The organism is Sinomonas cyclohexanicum (assembly GCF_020886775.1).
Classification (GTDB): Bacteria; Actinomycetota; Actinomycetes; order Actinomycetales; family Micrococcaceae; genus Sinomonas; species Sinomonas cyclohexanicum.
In genome coordinates, this window is sequence record NZ_AP024525.1 from 723,388 (window position 1) to 745,792 (window position 22,405).

13 protein-coding genes, 1 tRNA gene and 1 pseudogene are annotated in these 22,405 nt (G+C 70.9%); 7 read left to right on the forward strand and 8 right to left on the reverse strand.

Annotation, left to right across the window (positions count from 1 at the left end):
- Positions 1 to 72 precede the first annotated feature (72 nt).
- Positions 73 to 801, forward strand: a complete 729-nt coding sequence (locus tag SCMU_RS03540; RefSeq protein ID WP_229231629.1) for a FadR/GntR family transcriptional regulator — start codon at positions 73 to 75, stop codon at positions 799 to 801.
- Between the two features lie 374 nt (positions 802 to 1,175).
- Here SCMU_RS03540 and SCMU_RS03545 read toward each other — a convergent pair.
- A tRNA-Arg gene (locus tag SCMU_RS03545) sits at positions 1,176 to 1,249 on the reverse strand.
- 294 nt (positions 1,250 to 1,543) lie between these two features.
- Between SCMU_RS03545 and SCMU_RS03550 the strand changes: the two genes are divergently transcribed.
- Positions 1,544 to 3,382 carry a phosphoenolpyruvate carboxykinase (GTP) gene (locus SCMU_RS03550; RefSeq protein ID WP_229231630.1) on the forward strand — a complete coding sequence of 613 codons (1,839 nt, stop codon included), beginning with the start codon at positions 1,544 to 1,546 and terminating at the stop codon, positions 3,380 to 3,382.
- 198 nt (positions 3,383 to 3,580) lie between these two features.
- Positions 3,581 to 6,085 (forward strand): PEP/pyruvate-binding domain-containing protein, encoded by a 2,505-nt coding sequence (locus tag SCMU_RS03555; protein ID WP_229231631.1) that lies wholly within the window; start codon positions 3,581 to 3,583, stop codon positions 6,083 to 6,085.
- Between the two features lie 209 nt (positions 6,086 to 6,294).
- Here SCMU_RS03555 and SCMU_RS03560 read toward each other — a convergent pair whose 3' ends face one another.
- Positions 6,295 to 8,976, reverse strand: coding sequence for an ATP-dependent Clp protease ATP-binding subunit (locus SCMU_RS03560; RefSeq protein WP_371829630.1), 2,682 nt, complete (start codon positions 8,974 to 8,976; stop codon positions 6,295 to 6,297).
- A 125-nt stretch (positions 8,977 to 9,101) separates the two neighbouring features.
- Between SCMU_RS03560 and poxB the strand changes: the two genes are divergently transcribed.
- Positions 9,102 to 10,826, forward strand: a complete 1,725-nt coding sequence (poxB, locus tag SCMU_RS03565) for a ubiquinone-dependent pyruvate dehydrogenase (protein WP_229231632.1) — start codon at positions 9,102 to 9,104, stop codon at positions 10,824 to 10,826.
- Positions 10,827 to 11,016: 190 nt separating this feature from the next.
- Complete coding sequence (locus SCMU_RS03570; RefSeq protein ID WP_229231633.1) at positions 11,017 to 11,625, forward strand: NAD(P)-dependent oxidoreductase; 609 nt, start codon at positions 11,017 to 11,019, stop codon at positions 11,623 to 11,625.
- 22 nt (positions 11,626 to 11,647) lie between these two features.
- On the opposite strand, the gene SCMU_RS03575 is transcribed toward SCMU_RS03570, so the two are convergent.
- The 5 genes from SCMU_RS03575 to SCMU_RS03595 all read right to left on the reverse strand — a co-directional run bounded on the left by SCMU_RS03575 (position 11,648) and on the right by SCMU_RS03595 (position 17,522).
- On the reverse strand, positions 11,648 to 13,318 hold the full coding sequence (locus tag SCMU_RS03575; RefSeq protein ID WP_229231635.1) for an alkaline phosphatase family protein: 1,671 nt from the start codon (positions 13,316 to 13,318) through the stop codon (positions 11,648 to 11,650).
- Between the two features lie 284 nt (positions 13,319 to 13,602).
- Positions 13,603 to 14,811, reverse strand: coding sequence for a globin domain-containing protein (locus SCMU_RS03580; RefSeq protein ID WP_229231636.1), 1,209 nt, complete (start codon positions 14,809 to 14,811; stop codon positions 13,603 to 13,605).
- A gap of 176 nt (positions 14,812 to 14,987) precedes the next feature.
- On the reverse strand, positions 14,988 to 15,440 hold the full coding sequence (locus SCMU_RS03585; RefSeq protein WP_229231638.1) for an RrF2 family transcriptional regulator: 453 nt from the start codon (positions 15,438 to 15,440) through the stop codon (positions 14,988 to 14,990).
- 160 nt (positions 15,441 to 15,600) lie between these two features.
- A complete protein-coding gene (locus tag SCMU_RS03590; protein WP_443020263.1) occupies positions 15,601 to 16,074 on the reverse strand; it encodes a hypothetical protein in 474 nt (157 codons plus the stop codon).
- 2 nt (positions 16,075 to 16,076) lie between these two features.
- Positions 16,077 to 17,522: a phosphomannomutase/phosphoglucomutase gene (locus tag SCMU_RS03595; protein WP_229231641.1), complete on the reverse strand. Its 1,446-nt coding sequence runs from the start codon at positions 17,520 to 17,522 to the stop codon at positions 16,077 to 16,079.
- Between the two features lie 80 nt (positions 17,523 to 17,602).
- Here SCMU_RS03595 and SCMU_RS03600 point away from each other — a divergent pair, with 80 nt between their 5' ends.
- Positions 17,603 to 18,031: a VOC family protein gene (locus SCMU_RS03600; RefSeq protein ID WP_229231643.1), complete on the forward strand. Its 429-nt coding sequence runs from the start codon at positions 17,603 to 17,605 to the stop codon at positions 18,029 to 18,031.
- A 238-nt stretch (positions 18,032 to 18,269) separates the two neighbouring features.
- Here the strand turns inward: SCMU_RS03600 and SCMU_RS03605 are convergent.
- A pseudogene (locus tag SCMU_RS03605) lies at positions 18,270 to 19,978 on the reverse strand (thiamine pyrophosphate-dependent enzyme).
- A 156-nt stretch (positions 19,979 to 20,134) separates the two neighbouring features.
- Here SCMU_RS03605 and SCMU_RS03610 point away from each other — a divergent pair.
- Entirely contained in the window at positions 20,135 to 22,306 is a 2,172-nt protein-coding gene (locus SCMU_RS03610) for a RecQ family ATP-dependent DNA helicase (protein ID WP_229231646.1), read from the forward strand.
- Positions 22,307 to 22,405 lie beyond the last annotated feature (99 nt).

Genomic DNA, 22,405 nt, shown 5'->3' on the forward strand with positions numbered 1-22,405 from the left:
CAGGGGTGAGCTGGGCCACAGGTTCCGCGCTCGCCCTTCGTGAAGGTTCTTTGAGATTACGGGAGAAGCCGCATGGCCACGAGCAGCGCCGCACCCGCGGCCCGATTCAGCGCCCAGACGCGCCTGCGCGCACTTCAGGCGGACATCATGGAGCTCATCCTCGAGCGAGGGCTCGAGGCGGGGGACTCGCTCCCCACGGAGAACGAGCTTGCCGCCACGCTCGGCGTGGGCCGCAACACCCTGCGGGAGTCCCTCAAGGTGCTCCAGGCGCTCGGCGTGATCGAGATCCGCCACGGGTTCGGGATGTTCGTCGCGCCCAGCAACTTCGACGCCCTCGCCGACGGCCTCACCTTCCGCGGCCGGCTGTCCCTGCGCCATCACGGGCATGAGGCCCTCGAGCTCGTCGACGTGCGCCAGGCCCTCGAGTCCGGGCTGATCGGCAGCTCCATGGCGGCCATGAAGCCCGAGCACCACAGCCGGATCGAGGCCGCAGTCGTTGCCATGGAGGAGTCGGCCGCCCGCGGCGAAGCTTTCCCCGAGGCCGACGCCGAGTTCCACCGCCTGCTCTTCGAGCCCCTCGACAACGCCCTCCTCATGAACCTCATGGGCGTGTTCTGGAAGGTCTACCGCAAGATCCACCTCGAGGTGGGCCCGCTGCGTCAGGACCTCACTGACACCGCCGCGGTCCACCGCGGCATCTACGAGGCCGTCGTGGCCGGGGACGCCCCGCTCGCCGCGGAGCGCCTCAACCGCCACTTCGACGGCATCCGAGAGCGCATCGCCGAGCACCACCAGGACTAGCCCGTCTCGGGTACGCGTACTTCGCCGCTGAGCGCTTTCGGGTACGCGTACTTCGCGCCTGCAGGGTCTCGGGTGCGCCTACTTCGCGCCTGCAGGGTCTCGGGTACGCGTACTTCGCGCCTGCAGTGTGTCGGGTACAGATCATCCGTTCGGACGCCGTCTCGCGTACGGGGCGGGGCCCGGGCGTTGCGTCTCGGCACGCACGACGCCGGTGGCCCGCCCCGGGCGGGCCGGGCACCCGCCGTCGTGCGTACCCGAGTCGCCGTGGGGCGCGATCTCGCGTTCCCGAGACGCCCCAGGGGCGGAGTTCGCGTACCGGAAACGAGCGGGGAATGCAGAAGGACCCGGTCGGATGACCGGGTCCTTCGTGTCGGTGCGCCCAGAGGGATTCGAACCCCCGGCCTTCTGTTCCGTAGACAGACGCTCTATCCAGCTGAGCTATGGGCGCATACCGGCCGCTTCGGTTTGTCTCCGCCCCGTTCGGCCTCGAATAACTTTACGCGAACAGATCGACAACGCCAAATCGATCCAGTGTGTCCATGCCCACGTCGCTCGCGGTTCATGTTACCTAGACCGGTCTATGTGACCTTGCTCACTTAAACGTTCGGGATCTCGCGCGCCGCCCCCGGGATCATGGGAATTCCGGAAGCTTCCCTCTCAAATCGGCGGGTAACACTGCCGGTGGTACAGACCACCTTCCCTACCATGGGATGACATGCCGACCCCCACGAAGGAGACCACCATGGGCGATACTCGTCTGCCGCTGCTCGCGGAAGCACCCACCACGTACGAGCCGCTGCTCTCCTGGGTCGAGGAAGTCGCCGAGCTGACCAAGCCCGACCAGATCCACTGGGTCGACGGCTCCGAGGCGGAGTACCGCCAGCTGACCGATGAGCTCGTCGCCGCCGGCACCCTCACGCGCCTCAACCCGGAGCTCTTCCCGAACTCCTTCGCCGCATTCTCCGACCCCGCGGACGTGGCCCGCGTCGAGGAGCAGACCTTCATCTGCTCGAAGAACGAGCGCGACGCCGGCTTCACCAACAACTGGATGGACCCGGACGCCATGAAGGAGAAGCTCAACGGCCTCTTCGACGGCGCCATGCGCGGCCGCACCATGTACGTCATCCCGTTCGTCATGGGCCACCTCGACGCGGAGGATCCGAAGTTCGGCGTCGAGATCACCGACTCGGCCTACGTCGTCGCCTCGATGCGCATCATGGCCCGCATCGGCACGGCCGTCCTGGAGAAGATCGAGGAGACGCGCGCGTTCTTCGTCCCCGCTCTCCACTCCGTCGGCGCCCCCCTCGAGGAGGGCCAGGAGGACGTGCCGTGGCCGTGCAACCCGGAGAAGTGGATCGTCCACTTCCCGGAGGAGCGCTCCATCTGGTCCTACGGCTCGGGCTACGGCGGCAACGCCCTCCTCGGCAAGAAGTGCTACGCCCTGCGCATCGCCTCCGTCATGGCGCGGGACGAGGGCTGGCTCGCCGAGCACATGCTCATCCTGAAGCTGACCAGCCCGGCTGGAAAGGCTTACCACATCTCCGCCGCGTTCCCGTCGGCCTGCGGCAAGACCAACCTCGCGCTCCTCGATCCCACGATCGAGGGCTGGAAGGTCGAGACGCTCGGCGACGACATCACCTGGATGCGCTTTGGCAAGGAGGGCGAGCTCCGCGCGGTCAACCCCGAGGCCGGCCTGTTCGGCGTCGCGCCCGGCACCGGCTGGGGCACCAACCCGAACGCGATGCGCGCCATCGCCAAGGGCAACAGCATCTTCACCAACGTGGCCCTCACGGACGACGGCGGCGTGTGGTGGGAGGGCATGACCGACGAGGTCCCCGCCCACCTCACCGACTGGCGCGGCAACGACTGGACGCCCGAGCTCTCGTCCGCCGCCGGCGGACGCCCCGCCGCCCACCCGAACTCCCGTTTCTGCACGCCGATCGACCAGATCGACATGCTCGCGAACGAGTACTTCGCGCCGGAGGGCGTCGAGATCAACGCGATCCTGTTCGGCGGCCGCCGCAAGACCACGATCCCGCTCGTGACCGAGGCCCGCAGCTGGGCCAACGGCATCTTCATGGGCGCCACGCTCTCCTCGGAGACCACGGCGGCGGCTGCCGGCGCGGTCGGCGTCGTCCGCCGCGACCCGATGGCGATGCTGCCGTTCATCGGCTACGACGCCGGCGACTACCTCGGCCACTGGGTCAAGGTCTCGGGCAAGGCCAACCCGGCCCGCCTGCCGAAGATCTTCCTCGTGAACTGGTTCCGCCGCACCAAGGACGGCGGGTTCGCGTGGCCGGGCTTCGGCGACAACTCGCGCGTCCTCAAGTGGGCCATCGAGCGCATCGAGGGCACCGCGGACGCCGTCGAGACCCCGATCGGCTTTGTGCCCACCCCGTCCAGCCTGGACCTCAAGGGCCTGGACATGACGGAGGCGCAGGTCGAGGAGGCCACGCACTTCGATCGCGACGAGTGGCTCAAGGAGCTCCCGGGCCTCACCGAGTGGTTCGACCGGTTCGGCGGCTCGCTGCCGAAGAGCATCACGGCCGAGCTCGACGGCCTCAAGGCGCGCCTGTCCTGACGCGTCCACAGATTCCGGCGGTTTAGACGGCGCCGGCATTTCGGGAGGGCTGCCCCGCTGCACACGGGGCGGCCCTCCCACTTTTCATGGTGGCGGCCGCCTGACGTGCCTCCCAGAACATGACCTTCAGGAGCTGACCTTCAGGAGCTGACCTTCAGGAGCTGACCCCAGACGGCGGGGCGGCGGTAGGTTTGGCTCATGCACGACGGCGCGGCCCCACCTCCCGCTGCACCCGAACCCCGGGCCGCGGCCCGGGAGCGTCCCGGCCCGCCGCTGGTCCTTGCGCTCGCCTCGGTGCGGGCCACGGACCTGCCCGCGGCGGGCGGCAAGGGCGCGAACCTCGGCGAACTCCTCGCGGCAGGCCTCCCGGTCCCGCCGGGCTTCGTGGTGACGACGGCGGCCTACCGCGCCCACGCGGGGCACGCGGGCCTCGACCCGGGGCGGGCCGCCTCGGATCCCGCGGGCGCGAGGCGACTTCTGGCGGGCACTCCCCTCGACCCCGCAACACGGCACGCCATCGCGGCGGCGCTGATCGAGCTCGGCCCGGCGGGCGCTCCCGTGGCGGTCCGGTCGAGCGCGACCGCCGAGGACCTCCCCGGTGCGGCGTTCGCCGGGCAGCAGGACACCTTCCTGGACGTCTCCGGGACGGAGGCCGTGCTGGACGCCGTCCGGCGCTGCTGGGCCTCCCTGTGGACCGACCGCGCCGTCGACTACCGCGAGCGGCAGGGGATCGACGCGCGCGAGGTCGCGATCGCCGTCGTCGTCCAACGGATGGTCCCGGCGGAGGCGGCCGGTGTCGTCTTCACGGCCAATCCGCTGACGGGCCGCCGCGGCGAGCTCGTCGTGGATGCGGCGCCCGGACTCGGCGAGGCCGTCGTCTCCGGAGAGGTCACGCCGGAGCATCTCGTCCTCGCCCGGGACGGCACGGTGCGGTCCGTGGCACTCCAGCACGACGGCGCGCCCCGGGTCCTGCCCGACGCCGAGGCCGGGCAGCTCGCGGACCTCGCGGCCAGGACCGAGCGGCACTTCAGCAGGCTCGCGGGCGAGGAGCGACCTCAGGACATCGAATGGGCGCTCGCGGACGGCCGCATCAGCCTGGTCCAGGCGCGCCCCATGACTGCCCTGCCGCCCGAGCCGCCCGAGCTGGACTTCATCCAGCGCGCGGTCGGCCCGTTCTTCCTCGAGATGTTCACCCAGCGACCGTACCCGCTGGACGTCACGGGGTGGCTCGGGCCCGGCGTCGTGCACATGCTCGACCTCATGGCCGGAAGCGTGGGCGTCCGTTTCCCGCCGCTGCCCCACCTGCTCCGGGAGCGGGACGGCGTGGCCCTCCAGCTCGTCCCGCCACGGCCGCGGCCCAGCCTGCTCACGCTCGGCGCACCGCTATCCGTGGCCCGCCGCGCCCGCGCGTTCGACACCCGCCGCTGGACCGAGGACCCCATCTTCCGGGAGTTCGAGTCGGCCGTCGCCGCGCTGGACGCAGAGGATCCCGCCGACCTGCCCTGGCCGGACCTCGTGCGCCGCATGGAGCGCTGCATCGCGGCCATGGTCCCGCTCGCCCTGGTCCGCGTGAGGTACCTGCCCGGCTCGTTCGTCCCGTTCGGGCCGCTGCGGCTCCTGCTCGTTGTGCTCGGCCTCGGCCGGCTCGCGTCCCCTCTCGTGGCCGGCGGGAGGACGCGGACGCGGGACGGGAACGACGCGCTCGAGGTGCTCGCCGCCGTCGTCCGCGCGGACCCCGAGCTGGCCCGCGCCGCCCGCGAGCTCGACGCCGCGGGGTTCCTCGCCGCCGTCAGGACCCGGCCCGAGTTCGGCGCGTTCGCCGCGCGCCTCGACGCGTACCTTGCGGAGTATGGTCATCGCGAGTCGGTGAGCGTCGTCATTGCGACCGCGCCCACGTGGCGTGATGATCCCACCCCGGTCGCGGCGCTCCTGCAGTCCCTCGCGGAGGCCCCGCCGGCCGCGAGGCCGCAGGACCGCTCCGCCGAGGCCCTCGCGGAGCTCCTGGGCCATCCGCTGCTGCTGCGTTCTCGCCGGGCCTCGGCGGCGGCGCGCGCGGTCGTCGAGGCCTGCCGCCGCGGGCTGGCGTTCCGCGAGGACACCCACTTCCACCTCACGCGGCTCATGCCGCCGCTGCGCGCCACGTTCCTCGAGCTGGGCCGCCGCCTCACGGGGGCGGGGGCCCTCGGCGCGCCCGAGGACGTGTTCCACCTCCGCGTCGAGGAGCTGCGCGGCCTGTCCGATCCGGCAATGATGGACGACGGCGACGCCTCCCGGATGCGCGGCCTCGCCGAACGCCGGGCACGCCTGCGCCGCGAGTACGCCCGCGTTCCGATGCTCGATCCCGGGCTGTTCGCCCAGCATCGCGGCCGGACCGATGCGGCGGGTGCGCTCCTCACGGGCACCCCCGCGAGCGGCGGAGTGGCTGCCGGGCCGGTCAGGGTCGTGATGGGGCCCGAGGGCTTCGCGTCGCTGCGGGCGGGGGAGGTGCTCGTGTGCCCGAACACGAACCCGTCGTGGACGCCGCTGTTCGCGCGCTCGGCCGCGGTCGTCGTGGACACGGGCGGGCTGGGGTCACACGCGGCGATCGTCGCGCGTGAGTACGGCGTACCGGCCGTCATGGCGACCGGGAATGGCACTGCTGTGCTGCGCGACGGCCAGCGTGTGCGGGTCGACGGAGGCAGGGGCCGCGTGGACCCGGCCTGATCGCCCCTCCGTCTGAGAGTCATCTTCCGGAGCGCATCTCCAGTGGGTCTGACGGGCGGGAGCTGACCCCCAGGATGTGACCTCAGAACGTGCCTCCCGGAAGCCGACTTCCAGAGGCGACGCCTGAAGGTCACGTCCCGGAAGGCAAAGTCAGAACAAAGACCTTCAGGACGTGACCTTCAGATGGGGCCTCCGGAGGCGACCCCGTGTTACGCGGTCGCTGCGGCGGGTTCCTCCGCGCGGACGGTGAGCTGACCGCCGTCGTCCGCGGCGCCGTCTGCCGTCACCGCGACCCGGCCGCCCGCGGCGGCCGCGCCCGAGACGAGCAGGTCCGCGATGCGGTCCTCGAGCTCGCGCTGGATCACCCGGCGCAGCGGGCGCGCGCCGAACTCGGGCTCGTAGCCGCGCTCGGCGATCCAGTCCACGGCGGCATCGTCCACGGCCAGCGCGATGCCCTGCGCCGCGAGCCGCGCCTCGGTCCCGCGCAGCTGCAGCCGCACGATCTCATGCAGCTGCCCACGGGTGAGCTTGCGGAACAGCACGATCTCGTCGATGCGGTTCAGGAACTCGGGCCGCATCGTCTCGCGCAGCCGGCCCATGATCCGGGCCCGCAGCTCGGTATCCGAGGGCCCGCCCTCGGCGCCGCCGGCCGCGAAGCCGAGCGAGGCCCCCCGCGTCGCGAGGAACTCGGACCCGAGGTTGGACGTCATGATCACCACGGTGTTGCGGAAGTCCACGGTGTGCCCCTGGCCGTCGGTGAGCCGCCCGTCGTCGAGCACCTGCAGCAGCAGGTTGAACACGTCCGGGTGCGCCTTCTCGACCTCGTCGAGCAGCACCACGGAGTACGGGTGCCTGCGCACACGCTCGGTCAGCTGTCCGGCCTCCGAGTAGCCGACGTACCCCGGAGGGGCACCGACAAGGCGTGAGACCGTATGGCGCTCGCCGAACTCGCTCATGTCGAAGCGCACCATCGCGGACTCGTCGCCGAACAGCGACGCCGCGAGGGCCTTCGCGAGCTCGGTCTTGCCCACGCCCGTCGGGCCGAGGAACAGGAAGCTGCCCACGGGGCGCCCGGCAGCGCCGAGACCCGTGCGGTTGCGCCGCACGGACTTCGCGATCGCGGAGACCGCGTCCTCCTGCCCGATCACGCGCTCGTGGAGCTCGTCCTCGAGGCGTGCGAGCCGCTCGCGCTCGCCCTCGGTGAGGCGCGCCGCCGGGATGCCGGTGGCGCGGGCCACCACGGCGGCGATGTCCGCCTCGCGGACAACAGTGCTCACGACGGCGTCTGCGTGGGTCTCGGTCGCGGCGTCGCCGTCGGCGCTGGTCCCGTTGGGGAGCGGGGTGCCGGAAGCCTCGGCCTCGATCCTCGCTGTGAGGGCCTCGATCTGATCGCGCAGGCGCGAGGCGTCCTCGTACCGCTCCTGCTCGATCGCGACCTCCTTCTGCTCGGTCAGCTCGGCGCGCTGCGCCTCAAGCTCAGCGCGCAGCGCTTCGATGTCCACGCGCGGGCCGCGGGCCAGACTCAGCCGGGCGCCGGCCTGGTCGATGAGGTCGATCGCCTTGTCCGGCAGGTACCGGTCGGTGATGTAGCGGTGCGAGAGCTCGACCGCCGCGCGGATCGCGTCCTCGGAGTACGTGACGCCGTGGTGCTCCTCGTAGCGGGACTTGAGTCCGTCCAGGATCCTGACGGCGTCCTCGACGCCGGGCTCGCCGACCGTGACCGGCTGGAAGCGGCGCTCGAGGGCCGGGTCCTTCTCGATCTTGCGGTACTCGTTGAGCGTGGTCGCCCCGATGAGGTGCAGCTCTCCGCGGGCCAGGCGCGGCTTGAGGATGTTCCCGGCGTCCATGCCGCCGCCCTCCCCGCCGCCACCGGCGCCAACAATTGTGTGGATCTCGTCCACGAACGCGATCACATTCCCATCCTGGGCGATCTCGTCCATGGTCTTGGTGAGCCGCTCCTCGAAGTCGCCGCGGTAGCGCGTGCCGGCCAGCATGGCGGGCATGTCGAGGGAGACCACGGTCTTGCCGGCGATCTGCGCGGGCACCTTGCCCTCGGCGATGGCCTGCGCGAGGCCTTCGACGATCGCGGTCTTGCCCACGCCGGCCTCGCCGATGAGCACGGGGTTGTTCTTGGTGCGGCGGGCCAGGATCTCGACGGCCTGCTCGATCTCGGACTCACGGCCGATCACCGGGTCGAGCCTGCCCTCGCGTGCGAGCGCGGTGAGGTCGGTGCCGAACTGCTCCAGCATCGAGTCCTTCTTCCGGCGCTTCTGCGCCGCGGTGGCGCGCAGGGGGCGGTCCGCAGCGTGGGGCGACGAGGCGCCGTCGTGCGCAGCGTCCGCTGGGTCCGCGCCGTTGTCGGGGCGCGCGGACTCGCCGTCCTGGAGGGATTGCGGGGTCACGCCGGCGGCGGCGAGGATCTGGCCCGCGGCCGCATCGGAGTTGAGCACGAGGGCGACGAAGAGGTGCTCGGGGTCGATGTAGGTGGACCCGACCGAGCGAGCGACCTTGTACGCATCGAGGAACGCGTGCTGGGCGCTCGTGGTGAGGGAGGGCATGGCGTCGTCGGGGGAGCGGTCCACGGTGCCGGGCATCCGGTCCTCGGACGCGGCGACGATCTCGGCGGGGTCGGCCCCGGCGCGTTCGATCATGCCGGAGATCGACTCGGTGTGCGTGAGGGCGCGGAGCAGGTGCAGGGCGTCGACCTCGCGGTGGCCGTGCTCCCTCGCGAAGCGTCCGGCGGCGTTGAGGACGGTCTGCGTCCCGCGGCTCACGAGCCGGGTCATGTCGATGGGGCGGCCGGGCTGGCGAGCGCCCTGGCCCTGCAGATAGCGGGCGAGGAACTCGTCGAAGGAGCCGTTGCCCGCGGCCGGGCCGAAGAACAGAGGCATTCGTTGTCCTCCAAAGGAGTCGGGTCACTCAAAGTTGAGCGGCTTACGCTCAAGTTCAACGCTGTGGCCAACGAGATATTCCCGGCTGTACCAGAACCTGCAGTCGCGGGACTAGGTTGGGGCCCATGACGACCATCGCGCAGAACATCGTCGCTACCCTCGCAGCCAACGGCGTCCGCCGCGTCTACGGGCTCCCGGGCGACTCCCTCAACGGCTTCACCGACGCCCTCCGCGAGACCCCCAGCATCGAGTGGGTCCACGTGCGGCACGAGGAGGCAGGGGCGTTCGCCGCCGCGGCGGAGGCGGCGCTCACCGGGGAGATCGCCGTCTGCGCGGGCTCCGCTGGCCCCGGCAACCTGCACCTCATCAACGGCCTCTACGACGCCAACCGGTCGCGGGTACCCGTCCTGGCCATCGCGGCACACATCCCCAGCACCGAGATCGGCTCGAACTACTTCCAGGAGACCCATCCGCAGGAGGTCTTCCGCGAGTGCAGCGTCTACGCCGAGCAGGTCACCGACCCCGCGCAGATGCCGCGCATCCTCGAGATCGCGATGCGGACGGCCGTCGAGAAGCGCGGGGTCGCGGTCGTGGTGCTCTCCGGCGACGTGGGCCTCACCGCCATGAATTCGGACCGCGTGACCGTGGTGCGCAAGACGCGTCCGCGGGTGGTGCCCAGCGACGCCGAGCTCCGCGAGGCCGCCGAGATCCTCGACGCCGCCGGCAAGGTCACGATCCTGGCCGGTGCCGGCGTCGAGGGCGCGCACGACGAGGTCGTGGCGCTCGCGGACGCGCTCGCAGCGCCCATCGTCCACGCCATGCGGGGCAAGGAGTTCATCGAGTACGACAACCCGTTCGACGTCGGCATGACGGGCCTCCTCGGGTTCTCGTCCGGCTACCGGGCCATGGAGGACTGCGACGCACTCCTCATGCTCGGCACCGACTTTCCGTACCAGCAGTTCTACCCGTCCAGGGCCAGGGTGATCCAGGTGGATCTCCGCGGGGAGCAGCTTGGCCGGCGCGTGCCACTGGACCTCGGCCTCGTCGGCGACGTTCGCGAGACCGCCGCCGCGCTCCTGCCGCTCGTGCCGCGCAAGAAGCGCCGCACCCACCTTGAGTCCTCGCTCAAGCACTATGCCAAGACGCGGTCCAAGCTCGATGACCTCGCGAACCCCACGAAGAAGGGCCAGCCGCTCCACCCCCAGTTCGTCACCCGTACCCTGGACCGGCTGGCCGCCGAGGATGCCGTCTTCACTGCGGACGTGGGCACGCCCGTGATCTGGGCGGCCCGTTACCTGACGATGAACGGCCGACGGCGGCTGGTCGGCTCGTTCACGCACGGATCCATGGCGAACGCCCTGCCGCACGCGATGGGCGCCCAGGCCGCGTTCCCCGGCCGGCAGGTCGTGGCGCTCGCCGGCGACGGCGGCCTCTCGATGCTCCTGGGGGAACTCCTGACGATCGTGCAGAACCGCCTGCCGGTCAAGCTCGTGGTCTTCAACAACGCCTCCCTCAACTTCATCGAGCTCGAGATGAAGTCTGTGGGGTTCGTGAACTTCGGCACGGGGCTGGACAACCCCAACTTCGCGGCGGTGGCCGAGGCGATGGGAATCAAGGGCGTGAGGGTGAACGACTCCTCGGAGCTCGAGGTCGGGCTCAAGGAGGCGCTCGCGCACGACGGGCCCGCGCTCGTGGACGTGGCCACGATGCGCGAGGAGCTCGCGATGCCGCCCACGATCACGGCCCAGCAGGCGGGCGGATTCACGCTCTACGCCCTGCGGACCGTCCTCTCGGGACGCGGCGACGAGGTGCTCGACCTGGCCAAGGCCAACTGGCGACGCGTCTTCTGACCCGCTGAGGGGTCACTTCCCAGTTGAGGGGTCACTTCACAGAAGTCACAGCGCGGGCATTGGCCGGTCGCCCCAGGATGTGACCCCTCGCCGGGGATGTGACCCCTCACGACGGCGGGGCGGAATAGGGAGTGCTCGAGCGCGGTTGACGTGAGTGACCAAGTTGTTACTTCAACTTTTAGGAGCCCTCATGAAGATCGCCGTGTACGGAGCCACCGGAATGGTCGGGAGCCAGATCGTCGCCGAGGCAGCCCGCCGCGGCCACGAGGTGACCGCCATCAGCCGCAAGGGGGCCCCGGTGGAGGGCGCCGCCGTCGTGCGCGCGGCAGAGCTCGCCGACGCGGAGACGTACCGTGAGATCGCGGACGCGAACGACGCCGTGGTGCTCGCGACGTCGCCGGACCGCACCGGCGGCTCGCGCGAGCCGTACATCGACGCGCACCGCGCGATCTCGAAGATCCCCACGAAGGCCCGTCTGTACATGGTGGGCGGCTTCGGCGGGCTCAAGACCCCCGAGGGCACGCCGATCAAGGACACCGAGGGGTTCCCCGCCCAGTACAAGGGCGAGTCCGACGCCGTCTACGTCGCCTACGAGGCGCTCCGCGACGCCGACGCTGACCTCACCGTCCAGGCGCCGGCGGCCGTGATCGCCCCGGGGCAGCGGACCGGCAAGTACGTCACCGCCGTCGGCGTCCCGGCCCCGGGCGAGACGATCTCCTCCCAGGACTACGCCGTGGCCGCGCTCGACGAGCTCGAGCAGCCGCAGTTCCGCGGCAAGTTCTTCACCGCGTCCAACTGATCGTTCGCCCGGCGGGTGAGAGTCAGTACGTCGTCGCGTTCGGCAAGATCACCGGGCGCGACGGCGGCTGGGTGAAGTCGAAGTCGTTGACGAGGTCGCCGAGCTGAGGCGCGTTCTCGCGGACGTCGGGGCGGGGATCCGGGCGGCCGTCCGTGGTGGGGTCGATCCGTGCCCCGTGCAGGAAGTCGTCCTCGATGAACTTCACGTACGCGTCGTGGCTGAGCGTCTGGTGGTCGATGTAGCCCTTCTTCGCGTAGGGGCTGATCACGATCCCGGGCACGCGCAGCCCGTACCCGTTCGCGTCCACGGTGGGCGGGGCCACGTGGTCGTAGAAGCCGCCCCAGTCGTCCCAGGAGAGAAAGATGGCGGTGCTGCCCCAGTCCGGGCCGGACATGACGGCGTTGACGAGCCCGCTCACGTAGGCCTGTCCCGCGCTCACGAGCGCCGGCGGGTGCTCGCTCACCGCGTCCGTCGGGTCGATCCAGCTGACCGCCGGCAGCGTGCCGTCCTTGGCCGCGGAGTAGAAGCTCGTGAGGGACTGGATGTTGCCCAGCTGGCCGTCCTGCTTGACAGTGTCGAAGTAGGGGAGGGGATTCCAGATCCCGGGGGTCTTCGCGTCCTGCTTCACGGGCGGGCACGCCATCGCGGCGTCGTTCTGGCAGTCCGGCTCGGTCCCGTTGAACACGTAGTAGCCCCACGAGACATTCTGCTTGTAGAGCAGGTACGTGAGGTCGGTCCACGCGTAGTCCGGGGGCGCGATGGTCTTCGCGACGGTCAGGAGCTTCTGCCTGAGCCCTTCGGGGAGCGGGGCCTTGTCGACCGCGGCGCGGCACTCGGCATAGGTCTCGGTCGGGGTGCAGTGCTGCAGGATGAACGTGTGCAGCTGTGCTGCGACGTCTGGACTGATCCCGGCCGCGGCGAGCGCCTTCTGGCACGCGGAGGTCGCCGTCCCCGCCCGGCACTGCCCGATGATGGTGTTCCTCAGCCCGGCGCCGAAGTCCGGCGGGAGCGCGGGGCCCTGGAGCGCGTTGACGCAGGACGCCGGATCCCCGGCCGTGCTGCACTTCGCCGACCACTCCGAGACCATATAGAGGTGCGCGGGCAGGCTCCACGAGGCGTTCGGCTCGAACATGCGGTCCTGGAGCACGTAGTCCCGGGCGTATGCCCAGTAGTTCGGGATGTCCCGCGCGTCGTGGTAGCCCATGACGTCGGTCCCGGCGGCGCCGTTGCAGGCGGGCTCGTTCGGTGCGCACTTCGACGAGGCGTTCTCGGCCTGGGCGATGAAGCCGTCCATCTTCCCGCCGTCGATGTCGGCCGTCGCGTTGGCCGCGCTGTGCGGGCCGCCCGAGTTCTTGTCCGCGGGGTCGTAGTACGGCGCGACGCACGTGCCCTTGGCGGGGTCGGGGACGCACACGGCGGGCACGCCGCCCTTCATCGGGATCCCGTCGGCTCCGGGGAACGTGCCGAAGTACGAGTCGAACGAGCGGTTCTCCTGCATGATCACCACGACGTGCTTGATCTTCGAGATCCCGGCGTCCTGGACTGTCTCGCCGACCGTCGGGCGGGCAGCGAGCGTATACACGCCGGCAGTCACGAGGACCGCGATCGCCACGAACGCGGTCCAGGAGAGTGCCCGGTGCCTGCCGAGCCACCCGCGGATACGCCGTCCGCGGCGACCACGCGCGAGGGCCACGATCACAGCGTAAGCCCCCGCGCCCCGTCGTGCGTCGGAGCGGGCGCAGAGGGCGCTGTGGATGTCGGGGCGCAGGCGCACGACGGCGCGTCCCCGCCCCGGACGCGCCCCTCCAGAAACGTCTGGGAGCCACCTCCCGGGAGTCAACGTCCTGACATTGACTCCCGGGAGGTGGCTCCCAGGAGCTGACCTTCAGCGGGTCGGTCCGCGGCGCCGCCGCCCAGTGCCTTCCAACCGGCGGCGCCTGCGGCGTCCGGGGCCCGCGCCTCCGCGCGGGCAGGGCCTCAGTTCTGCGAGGCGAGCCAGAGGTCCGGGCCGAAGACCTCGTAGTGGATCTTCGTGGCGGGGATGCCCTTGGCGATGGCCTGCGAGCGGACCTTCTGCATGAAGGGCAGGGGGCCGCAGAGGTAGACGTTCGCGTTCTCGGGGAGGTCCACGTCGGCGAGGTTCATGAAGCCCTCGTGCGTCTCCGCGCCCCTCGCCCCAGCGCCGACGGCGGCGAGCTCGGACTGCGGCTGCTCGAGCCAGACCTTGAGGCTCGCGCCGTCGATCTTCTCGACGTCGCCCAGCATCTGCTCGGAGAGGGCCCACGTGTCGAGGCTGCGGTCGGCGTGGAGGGCGAGGACCTCTCGGCCCGACCCGTTGTTGGCCAGGGTGCGCAGGATCGAGGCGGCCGGGGTGCAGCCGATGCCGGCGGTCGCGAGCACGAGGGGGCCGTCGCCGTCGTCCAGCGTCACGTCGCCGTACGGGTTGGAGAGCTCGACGACGTCCCCCACCTGGAACTTCTCGTGCATGATCGGCGAGACCTCGCCGCCGTCGTTGAACTTCGTCGTGATGACGCGGCGCTCGGTGGACTCGGCGTCCGCGGAGAGCGTGTACTGGCGGGCCTGGAGAAGGCCGTCTGCGACCGGGATGCGGACCGAGACGAACTGGCCCGGCTCGCCCGGGGTCACGGGAGTGTCATCGGCGGGCTCGAACACGAACGTCATGGTGGTGGGGCTTGCGGGGGTCTTCTCGACGATCTTCCACGGCATCCACATCTTGTCATTGGCCTGCTTCGCGTAGAGGCCCTTCTCGATCTTGATGAGGGCGTCCGCCATGAGCCAGTACACTTCGGTCCAGGCCTGCGCGACCTCGGGGGTGACGGCCTCGCCGAGGTCCTCGGCGATGGCCTCGAACAGGTACTTGTAGACGATCGGGTACTGGTCCTCGGTGATGCCGAGCGACGTGTGCTTGTGGGCGATTCGGCTCAGGACCGCCTCCGGGAGGGTGCCGGGGTGGTTCACGAGGTGGCTCGCGAATGCGGCGATCGCGCCGGCGAGGGCCTGGCGCTGCTGGCCGTTGGCCTGATTGGCGCGGGAGAAGATGCCGTTGAGGAGCTCAGGGTGCGCGGCGAACATCTTCTGGTAGAAGATCGGCGTGATCTCGCCGATACGGCTGCCGACGACGGGCAGCGTGGCTTCGATGACGGGACGCGCGGTATCCGAGAGCATTGAGACTCCTCAACTGGGGCTGGCCCCCGTGGCGGGGGACTTCGATTATTCTGCATCTGTAATGCTGAATTAGTCCCAGTGTTCTACGGAGCGTAGAAAATGGCAATTCGAGAGGCGGTGACGCTCGTCACGCGGCGTCATGTGGGGGCCGGTGCGCACGACGGCGCCGGGTCGCCTCAGGCGGCGGGCGGCCGCAGCCCGATGGTCACAAGGACGGGGCCCATCTGGCGCTCGTTCGGCAGGGTGGCGACCACCACGTCGTCGAGCTCGCGGTAGAACGCCTCGCGCGCCCGGCGCAGGGCGCCGCGGAGGCCGCATTGGTGGTTGAGCGGGCAGTCGCCGTTCGGGGTCTCGCAGTCGGCGAGGTCCTCGCGGGTGTCGAGGGCGCGCAGGACGCCGCCGACGGTCGCCTTCCGGCCCGCCTCGCTGAGCTGGACTCCTCCGGCGCGGCCGCGCGTGGCCTCGACGAAGCCGAGCTCCCGGAGCTTGAGCACGGCCTTGCTCACGTGGTTGTACGGGGTTCCGACGCCGTCGGCGATGGTCCGTGTGGGCAGCGGCTCGCCGGTGTCGTTCGCGGCCAACAGCATGAGGGCGCGCAGGCTCACGTCCTCGAAGGCTGTCATGCGCATGGGGTGTATTCTACGCTCTCACTTGCGCGGGGGCCTGCGCCGCGTCCGCCTCGGCGGCCTCGTGCAGGAGCGCGGCTGGTTTTCGGCGTCGCGAGCCCCGCCCCCGCCCGCGCCCGTCTGACGCGAAGATTCTTCGAACCTTCGTGTCAGACGGAAGGGGTCAGCGGGTGAAGACCGTCGCCTCGTGCCCGTCCGCCTCGAGCGGGCTGAACACGTAGCCCTCCGCGGTCAGCTCGTAGGGCACGACGGCGGCCATCACCCCGCCGCTGGAATGCTCGGCCGCGCCGTGGATCGCGTCAGAGCCGGCCGCGCCGCTCGCGGCCGGGTGCTCGGGCAGGTGCACGTCCGAGGCGAAGGCGACGGCCCGGTACCCGTCGCGGCCCTGCCGCAGGAGCTCGAGCACGTCCGCCATCATCGACTCGGCGTCGTACTCTCCCTCCGTGTCGTCCGTCTGGGGGTCGGGCTCGGGCGGGGTCACCATCACGAGCCGCAGCTCGCCGCCGTGATCCATCGTCACGCCGAACGGGAGGAAGCCGCCGTTCTGCTCGAGGTGCTCCTGCGCGAGCCCGAGGGCCGTGCCGAGGACCTCGCGCAGCTGGGTCTGCTGCGTCCCCTGCGGAACCTCCTCCGCCATGCTCACGCCCGCACGATCGCGAGCACGTTGTCGCACAGAGACTCGAGCGTCTCGCGGTCCTTGGCCTCGCCGTTGAACCGCAGGAACGGCTCCGTGTTGGACGGGCGCAGGTTGAACCACCAGGTGCCGTCCGCGGCGGAGAACGTGGTGCCGTCGAGCTCGTCGATGGCCACGTCGTCGCCCTCGTACTCCTCGCGCACACGGGCCACGGCGGCGGCCTTGTCCTCGATCTCGGAGTTGATCTCGCCGGAGGAGACGTAGGGCTCGTACTCGGCGCCGAGCTCGGACAGCGGGGCCTCCTGGCCGCCGAGGGCCGCAAGGACGTGCATGGCCGCGAGCATGCCCGTGTCCGCGTTCCAGAAGTCGCGGAAGTAGTAGTGCGCGGAGTGCTCGCCGCCGAACACCGCGCCCTCCTCGGCCATGACGGCCTTGATGAACGAGTGGCCCACGCGCGTGCGGACCGGCCGGCCGCCGTCGTGCTGGACGAGCTCCGGGACGGCGCGGGACGTGATGAGGTTGTGGATGACCACCGGTTCGGCCTCGCCGGCGGCCTTCGCGCGGGCAATCTCGCGGCGAGCCACGAGGCCCGTGATGGCCGACGGCGAGACAGGCTCGCCCTTCTCGTCGATCACGAAGCAGCGGTCCGCGTCGCCGTCGAACGCGAGGCCGATGTCCGCCCCGTGCTCGAGGACCGCCTTCTGCAGGTCGCGCAGGTTCTCCGGCTCGAGCGGGTTCGCCGGGTGGTTCGGGAATGTGCCGTCCAGCTCGAAGTACAGCGGCACGATCTCCAGCGGGAGGCCGGGCAGGAGCTGGTCGCCGAGCACCGCCGGGGTGGTCATGCCGGCCATGCCGTTGCCGGCGTCCACCACGACCTTGAGCGGCCGGATCCCGGACAGGTCCACGAGCTGCCGCAGGTAGGCGGCGTAGTCGGCCAGGATGTCCCGGGCACTGATCGTCCCGGGGTGGCCCACGGCCTGCACGCCCTTCTGTCCGCCGGCGAGATACGCCTCGGCCGCAGCCTGGATCTCCTTCAGGCCCGTCTCGGACGACACGGGCTGCGCGCCGGGCTTGGCCATCTTGATGCCGTTGTACTGGGCCGGGTTGTGGCTCGCCGTGAACGTCGCGCCGGCTGCATCGAGGGCCCCGCACGCGTAGTAGAGCTCATCGGTCGAGATGAGGCCGAGCGTCTCGACGTTGCCGCCGCGTGCCGCGGCGCCCTTCGCGAACGCGTCGATGAATTCGGGCGACGAGGGGCGCATGTCGCCCCCCACGAGCACGCGCTGGCCGGCGAGGCCCAGCACGTCCACGAATGCCGCGCCGACGGCCTCGACGATCCGGGCGTCGATGGTCTCACCGACGATCCCGCGCACGTCGTACGCCTTGAATGAGGCGGAGAGGTCGGGAGTGGCTCGGCCGGCGGCTTCGGGTGCGTTCACGTTGCTGGTCACGGGCTCGATTCTACGTCCGGGCCCCGACAGTCCTGGCGCCGGCCGTTGAAGGCGGCCGAAACCGCGCCTAGTTTGGCCTCATGGACTGGACCCTCGAAGTTGTCATCCTGCCCGTCTCCGACATCGACCGCTCCATCGAGTTCTACCGCGACAAGGTCGGCTTCCACCTCGACCACGACACCACGAACGAGCACATGCACGTCGTCCAGCTCACTCCCGAGGGCTCCGGCTGCTCGATCGTGTTCGGCGACCTGCCCGCCCAGCGTGAGATGGAACCCGGCTCGATCAAGGGCCTCCAGCTCGTCGTCGCGGACGCAGAGGCCGCCCGTGCGGAGCTGACAGCCCGAGGCGTCGAGTGCTCCGAGCTCATGGTCTTCTCGCCGGACGACGGCGGCACCTTCTTCGGCTTCTCCGACCCCGACGGCAACACGTGGGCCGTCCAGCAGATCCGCGCCCGCGCCGAGAAGCCGCTCATCCCGCGCGAGAATCGCGGTCGCTTCGGAGCGTAGGCGCCCGGCCTCGTCGAGGAGCCACTTCCGCGAACCCGAGGAGTCACGGTGACTCCTGGATGCGTCGTAGGTGACTCCTCGCGGAGACGCACGACGGCGCGTCCTCCGCCTGAGCGGGGAACGCGCCGTCGTGCGTGTGGTCACTCCCGCGGAACTGGTGGGTTGAGCATGGTGCGGGGGCCGGGGACCCTGCTCAACCCACCATTTCGCGCGACGGTGTGCGCGGCAGGCGCGAAGGTCAGTACGCCTTGACGCGCTGCTCCACGACGAGGTGGATGAGGGCGAACGTCTTGTCCTCGTCGATCGCGGAGGGCGGCCTCGAGGGCGCCGGGCACGTCGGCGTCCTTCTCGACGCGCACGCCGAACCCGCCGAACGCCTGCGCCATGAGCGCGAAGTCCGGGTTCTTCAGCTGCGTGCCGGAGATGCGGTGCGGGTAGTGGCGCTCCTGGTGGGAGCGGATCGTGCCGTACTCCTGGTTGTCCATGACCACGACGAGGGGCGTCGCGCCGTACTGCGCGGCGGTCGCGAGCTCCTGGCCGTTCATGAGGAACTCGCCGTCGCCGGCGATCGTGACGACGCGGCGGCCCGGGTAGGCGAGCGAGGCCGCGATCGCTGACGGGACCGAGTAGCCCATCGAGCCGTTGCGCGCCGAGATCATCGACGCGTAGCGCTGGGTCGGGAAGTAGCGGTGCGCCCAGTTGGTGTGCTCGCCGGCGCCGAGCGTCACCATGGCGTCCTCGGGCAACGAGGCGACGAGGTTGGCCATGAGCGTGTCCATGCGGGCCTGGCCCTCGGACGGGGTGGCCTCCGGCGGAGTGGAGAACTTCTCCTGCTCGCCGCGCATGCGCTCGGTCCAGGCCTTCCATTCCTGGCGCACCGGCAGGTTCATGAGGGTCAGGTCGCGGATGAACGAGTCCGGCTTGGCGACGATCTGGTGGGAGACGGGCCCGGAGCGGCCGCGCAGCGACGGGTCGATCGTCACGAGGAAGTTCTTCTTGCTCCAGTCCTGGCGGGCGAGGTAGCCGTCGGTGATGACGTCGCCGGGGACGGTGCCGACGAACACGAGGAGGTCGGTCTCCTCGAGGAGGTTGTAGGTCGGCTTCGGGCGGCCGTAGCCGATGGGGCCCACGTAGGAGGGCGAGTCGAACGGGATGGTGCCCTCGCAGCGCCACTCGGCGGCGGCGGGGATGTGGTGGTCCTCGAGCCAGTTCGTCAGGGCGGTGGCGCCCTGCTGGGTCCAGTCGTTCCCGCCGACCACGAACAGCGGCTTCTCCGCCTCGCTCAGCGCGGCCTTGAGCGCCTTCCAGTCCGTGACGGTCATGCCGCCCTCGGCGACCGGGATGACGGGGTGGAGCGTCGCGTCGATCTCCTCCTGGATGATGTCCTCGGGCAGGCCCACCACGACGGGACCGGGGCGGCCGCTCATGGCGGAGAACATGGCCTCGGCCACGACCTCGGAGGCACGCTCGGCGGCGTCGAGCACCATGACGCGCTTGGCGCCGGTGTCGAACCACGACTTGATGTCGAACTCCTGGAACGCCTCGCGGCCGCGGTGCGCGAACGGGATGAGGCCCACGAAGAGCACGAGCGGCGTCGAGTCCTGCCACGCGGTGTGGAGGCCCACATGGGCGTTGGCGGCGCCGGGGCCGCGGGTGACCATGGCGATGCCGGGGAGCTGGTTCATCTTGCCGTCGGCCTCGGCCATGTAGGCGGCGCCGCCCTCGTGGCGGCACACCACCGTCTCGATGTCGGAGCGGTAGAGCCCCGTCCAGGACGTCCAGGTACGACTCGCCCGGGACCACGTAGGTCCGCTTCACGCCGTGGGCTGCAAGCGAGTCGACGATCACGTGGCCCGCGCTCTTGCGGGCGGGCTGCTCTGCTGGCTGGACGGCCTGCTGGGAGACTTGGGTCTGGGCGTCAGTAAGGGGCGGCACCGTTGCCGTCATGTCACGTTCCTTCTCTTGGCACTGAGATATCACTAAGGTAACGGGCTGCGGGCTTCCGGGTCTGCGAAGAGTGTCAGACGTCACCGCCATACTTGATGCATGGCCGGGAGCACGAGGGAAAACATCCATTCAGCGGAAATTGTGACGGATCGTGACGTGACGCACGACGGCGCGCGGGGCCTTCCGCATGACGCGCACGGAGGGCTCCGGGGCGAGGCCCTGACGGTTCTGCGCAGCCTCGTGGGCCGGGAGGACGCAGCGTTCCACCCGGGCCAGTTCGAGGCCATCGAGGCGCTCGTGGCCGATCACCGGCGCGCGCTCGTGGTCCAGCGCACGGGCTGGGGAAAGTCCGCTGTGTACTTCGTCGCGTCCCTGCTGCTGCGGGCCCGGGGGGCCGGGCCGACGCTGATCGTCTCGCCTCTCCTGGCGCTCATGCGGGACCAGGTGGCTGCGGCCGCCCGGGCGGGCGTGCGCGCCGTCGCGATCAACTCCGCGAACCGGCTCGAGTGGGATGAGGTGCACGCCGCGCTCGAGGCGGACGCCGCGGACGTGGTGCTGATCTCGCCGGAGCGGCTCACGAACCCCGGGTTCCGCGAGCAGCACCTGCCCGAGCTGCTGGCCCGGACCGGGCTGCTCGTCGTGGACGAGGCACACTGCATCTCCGACTGGGGCCACGACTTCCGGCCGGACTACCGGCGCATCGCCTCGCTCATCGGGGAGCTCCCGGCCTCCGTCCCGGTCCTCGCGACCACCGCGACGGCCAACGCCCGGGTGGTACGCGACATCGAGGAGCAGCTCGGCGCGGGTGTCCTGACCCTGCGGGGCGCCCTGGGGCGGGAGTCGCTGCGCCTCGGCGTCCTGCGCCTGCCGGATGCGGGCCACCGTCTCGCGTGGCTTCTCGCCCATCTCGAGGAACTGCCGGGAAGCGGCATCATCTACACGCTGACGGTCTCCGCGGCGGAGGACACCGCCCGGATCCTCTCCGAGGCGGGCCACCGAGTTCTCGCGTACACCGGCAAGACGGACACCGAGGACAGGGAGCGGGCCGAGCAGCTGCTCAAGGACAACGAGGTGAAGGCCCTCGTGGCCACGAGCGCGCTCGGGATGGGCTTCGACAAGCCGGACCTGGGCTTCGTCGTGCACCTCGGCGCCCCGTCGAGCCCCGTCGCGTACTACCAGCAGGTCGGCCGCGCGGGCCGCGGCGCCGCGAACGCCGACGTGCTGCTGCTGCCCGGGCCCGAGGACCGCGATATCTGGCGGTACTTCGCCACCGCCTCGATGCCGGACGAGGCCAAGGCGCACGCCGTCATCGCGGCGCTTCAGGAGTCGGGGCGGGCCCTGTCCACGGTGGCACTCGAGTCCCTCGTCGAGCTGCGGCGCACCCAGCTCGAGCTGCTCCTCAAGGTCCTCGCGGTGGACGGCGCGGTGGAGCGCGTGGGCGGCGGGTGGCAGGCCACCGGCCTGCCCTGGGAGTACGACGCCGAGCGGTACGCCCGCATCGCCGAGGCCCGCGTTGCCGAGCAGGACTCGATGGTCGTGTACGAGGAGACGGCCGGATGCCGCATGGAATACATCACGAGCGTGCTGGACGACGAGACCGCCGCCCCGTGCGGGCGGTGCGACAACTGCGCGGGCCGCTGGTTTCCTGACAGCGTCGACCCCGGGCTCCTCGACCGCGCCGGGACGCAGCTGCGCCACCCCGGCATCCCGATCGAGGCCCGTGCCCAGTGGCCCTCGGGCATGGACAAGCTCGGCGTCTCGGTCAGGGGCAGGATCCCCGCGGATGAGCAGCTCGCCGAGGGGAGGGCGCTCGGCCGCCTCACGGACCTCGGCTACGGCGGGCCCCTGCGCGAGCTCTTCGCCGCCGGCGCGCCGGACACGGAGGTCCCGCCCGCGCTGGCGAGGGCCTGCGTGGAGCTGCTGTCCTCGTGGGCCCGTGGCGATGCGGCGGCGGGCGCGTGGAGCGGTGCAGGGCGGCCGGCCGCCGTCGTGAGCGTCCCGTCGGCGACACGCCCACAGCTTGTCGATTCGCTCGCGCGGGGCATCGCCCAGGTGGGCCGGCTGCCGTACCTCGGCGCGCTCGAGCGGACCGAGGCCGCGCGCCCCGGGCAGGGCGGGGGCAACAGCGCCTTCCGGCTCGCCGGGGTCTGGGCCGCGTTCGACGTCGGCCCCGACCTCCGCGCCGCGCTCGCCGATGCGGAGGGACAGCCCATCCTGTTGGTGGACGACCTCGTGGACAGCCGGTGGACGATCACCGTTGCCGGGCGGCTGCTGCGCAGGCACGGCGCCGGGTCCGTCCTGCCGATCGCGCTGGCACAGGCCGGATAGTGAGTGTGTGACGCACGACACGTCACGAAATGATCACGGAATGATCACGTTTCGGTAGGGTGGGTGTGGACCACTGCCCGTGACAGCCAGGAAGGGCCC